This window comes from Streptomyces sp. E11-3 (assembly GCF_046540415.1).
Lineage (GTDB): Bacteria > Actinomycetota > Actinomycetes > Streptomycetales > Streptomycetaceae > Streptomyces.
The window spans coordinates 1-3,157 of the sequence record NZ_JAZGRL010000049.1 but is presented as its reverse complement, the minus strand read 5'-3'; the positions used below and the strand labels follow the sequence as shown (position 1 = coordinate 3,157).

The 3,157-nt window shown below is 71.1% G+C and carries 5 protein-coding genes; 3 read left to right on the top strand and 2 right to left on the bottom strand.

The annotated features are described in order from the left end of the window. Nucleotides 1–18 precede the first annotated feature (18 nt). Nucleotides 19–759, top strand: a complete 741-nt coding sequence (locus tag U9R90_RS34740) for a flavodoxin family protein (RefSeq protein WP_411061360.1) — start codon at nt 19–21, stop codon at nt 757–759. A gap of 61 nt (nt 760–820) precedes the next feature. Next, nucleotides 821–1,954, top strand: a complete 1,134-nt coding sequence (locus tag U9R90_RS34735; RefSeq protein ID WP_411061358.1) for a sulfite oxidase — start codon at nt 821–823, stop codon at nt 1,952–1,954. Between the two features lie 59 nt (nt 1,955–2,013). Here the strand turns inward: U9R90_RS34735 and U9R90_RS34730 are convergent, their stop codons facing one another. Continuing rightward, entirely contained in the window at nt 2,014–2,577 is a 564-nt protein-coding gene (locus U9R90_RS34730; protein ID WP_411061357.1) for a rhodanese-like domain-containing protein, read from the bottom strand. 76 nt (nt 2,578–2,653) lie between these two features. On the opposite strand from U9R90_RS34730, the gene U9R90_RS34725 reads away from it, so the two are divergent. Beyond that, nucleotides 2,654–2,935 carry a metal-sensitive transcriptional regulator gene (locus U9R90_RS34725; RefSeq protein WP_085573762.1) on the top strand — a complete coding sequence of 94 codons (282 nt, stop codon included), beginning with the start codon at nt 2,654–2,656 and terminating at the stop codon, nt 2,933–2,935. A gap of 26 nt (nt 2,936–2,961) precedes the next feature. Here U9R90_RS34725 and U9R90_RS34720 read toward each other — a convergent pair. Continuing rightward, on the bottom strand, nt 2,962–3,157 hold a 196-nt coding region (locus tag U9R90_RS34720; RefSeq protein WP_411061356.1), incomplete at its 5' end, for a TSUP family transporter.

The following is a 3,157-nucleotide window of genomic DNA, read 5'->3' as shown; positions in this document are numbered from 1 at the left end:
CACCGTAAGGAGCCCTCCGTGGCCGACCCCGCTCCCACCGCCACTCCCACTGCCACCCCCCGCTACGACGACCTGCGCGCCCTGTTCGTCAACGGCACCCTGAAGCCCTCGCCCGAGCAGAGCCACACCCAGGGCCTGATCGACATCAGCCGGAAGATCATGGAGCAGCAGGGCGTACGCGTGGACGAGATCCGCGCCGTCGACCACGACCTCGCCCCCGGCGTCTACCCGGACATGACCGAACACGGCGCGGCCAGCGACGAGTGGCCGGTGCTGTATTCGCGCGTCATGGACGCCGACATTCTGGTGCTGGCCGGACCGGTCTGGCTCGGCGACAACAGCTCCGTGCTGAAGCGGGTCATCGAACGGCTCTACGCCTGCTCCGGCATCCTCAACGACCAGGGCCAGTACGCCTATTACGGGCGCGCCGGCGGCTGCCTGATCACCGGCAACGAGGACGGTGCCAAGCACTGCGCCATGAACGTCCTCTACTCGCTGCAGCACCTGGGGTACTCGATTCCGCCGCAGGCGGACGCGGCCTGGGTCGGCGAGGCCGGGCCGGGGCCGTCCTACCTCGACCCGGGCTCCGGTGGCCCGGAGAACGACTTCACCAACCGCAACACCACCTTCATGACGTGGAACCTGCTGCACCTGGCCCGGATGTTGAAGGACGCGGGCGGTTTTCCGGTCCACGGCAACCAGCGCTCGGCGTGGGACGCCGGGTGCCGCTTCGACTTCCCCAACCCCGACTACCGCTGAGTCGCGGCGGGCCGGGGCGGCGCGAGATGCCGCAGGCCGGTGCGGCGAGCACGATGGGTGCATGGAAGACGTACGCATCGGTGACATCAGCGCACCAGGGCGCCTCGCGGAACCCGAGGAGGCCATCAGCCTGGAGGAACTCGCCCTCGCGGCCCGTAACCACGGCCTGCCGCTGGAGGCTCTGCGCTACGACCTCACTCCGGCCGGACTCCACTACGTACTCGTCCACTACGACATCCCCGCCACCGACGCCGACACCTGGCAACTCACCGTGCGCGGCCTCGTGGAGACCCCGCTGACCCTGGACATGCCGACGCTGAGGTCGTACCCGGCGAGAACCCAGCGCGTGACGATGGAGTGTGCGGGCAACGGCCGGGCCCGGCTCGCGCCCCGGCCAGTGAGCCAGCCCTGGCTGGTCGAGGCGGTCGGGACCGCCGAGTGGACCGGTGTGCCGCTGCGTACGCTGCTCGCCGAGGCCGGGGTGGCGGCGGGTGCCGTCGAGGCCGTCTTCACCGGAGCCGACCATGGCGTCGAGCGCGGCGTAGAGCAGGACTACCAGCGCAGTCTGCCGCTGCCGGTGGCCACGGGCGAGGCCCCTGAGGTACTGGTGGCGTACGAGATGAACGGCCGCCCGCTGCCCCCGCAGCACGGCCATCCGCTGCGGCTGGTCGTCCCCGGGTGGTACGGCATGGCGCATGTGAAGTGGCTGCGCGACATCGCCCTCACGGACACCCCGTTCACAGGCTTCCAGCAGGAAGTCGCCTACCGCTACCGCCAGTCGTCCGACGATCCGGGCGAGCCGGTCACCCGGATCGCTCCGCGAGCCCTGATGATCCCGCCGGGGTTCCCGGACTTCATGTCCCGCACCCGGGTCGTACGCCCTGGCCGGGTGCGGCTGGAGGGCCGGGCGTGGTCCGGCCACGCCCTCGTGACGGGGGTGGAGGTGAGCACCGACGACGGCCGCACCTGGAACAAGACCGAGCTCGCCCCGCCTGACGGACACGACTGGGCCTGGCGGCACTGGCGCGCGTCCTGGACCGCCACGCCCGGCCTCCATGAGCTCAGCGTCCGCGCACATGACGCCGAGGGGCACGCCCAGCCCCTCGACCAGCCGTGGAACCGAGGCGGGTTCGCCAACAACCTGGTCCAGCGGGTCTCCGTGCTGTGCCTGGCGGAACCGGACGGATCGGGCTGAGCGAGCTAAGCGGAAGCTGACACCGGACTCGGGGGGCTCCGGGTGTTCCGGGTGGTCGGTCAGCTGGCCAGTGCGGCCAGGGTGGCGTCCAGGTCGGTGGCGCGGGGCCGGTTGTGGGGGAGCTTGGCCAGGATGCGGGCCATGCCGCAGGTGTCGGTCAGAGCGGAGAAGACCAGGCCGCAGGCGACGCCCGCGGAGATGAGCAGGAAGGCCAGGTGGATCTGGCCGAGCCCGAGGCCCGCCAGGACGAGGGAGCCGGCGGCGAGGCGGACCTGGCGTTCCATGGCCCAGGCGGTGCGGGCGCTGGTGGGGCGGTGGAGGTCGTGGCCGTGTTGGCTCCAGGCGGTGGTGCCACCGGTGAGGGTGGCAGCGGTGACGCCGTGTTCGGCGAGTGTGGCGCAGGCCTGGGCGGAGCGGGCTCCGGAGGCGCACACCACGAGGAGAGCGCCGCGCTCGGTAGCGGTCTTCAGGGTGGGCAGGGCCGCCGCCAAGTGGTGGAGGGGGATGTTGTGGGCGCCGGGCAGGTGGCCGGAGGCGTACTCGCCGGGGGTGCGCACGTCGATGACGGTCAGCTCGGCGAGCTGCGCGCGGGCCTGGTCCGGGGCGAGTGCAGTGGTGGTCACGGGAATATCCTTCGCTTTCTGGCGCTTCTCCCCCCCACGGGTAGGATACCCACAGGGGTATATCGAGGGAGTGCTTGTGGAACTGGCGATGGCGGCTGAGGAACTGAAGACGGTGGTCAACCGGCTGCGCCGGGCGCAGGGGCAGATCGCCGGAGTGATCAAGATGATCGAGGAGGGACGGGACTGCGAGGACGTGGTCACGCAGCTCGCCGCGGCTTCCCGGGCCCTCGACAAGGCTGGGTTCGCGATCATCGCGACCGGGTTGCAGCACTGCCTGACCGATTCTGACATGGCCGCCAGCGGCGACCGCGAGCAGATGCGGGCCCGTTTGGAGAAGCTGTTCCTTTCTCTGGCATAGGCCCGCCACCGTAGGGACCCGGGGGGTCAGGTCAGGGCGTCCACGAGCATGAACGCGGCCACGGCCAGCAGTACGACGGCGAAGACGCGCTGCAGGAGCGTGCTGGAGACCTTGGCGGCAAGGCGCTTACCGTCCCAGGCGCCGAGGATCGCGGTCGCGGTGAACGGTGCGATCACCGCCCAGTTAAGCCCCGCCGTCGTGGGGGGGGGGGGGGGCGGGGGG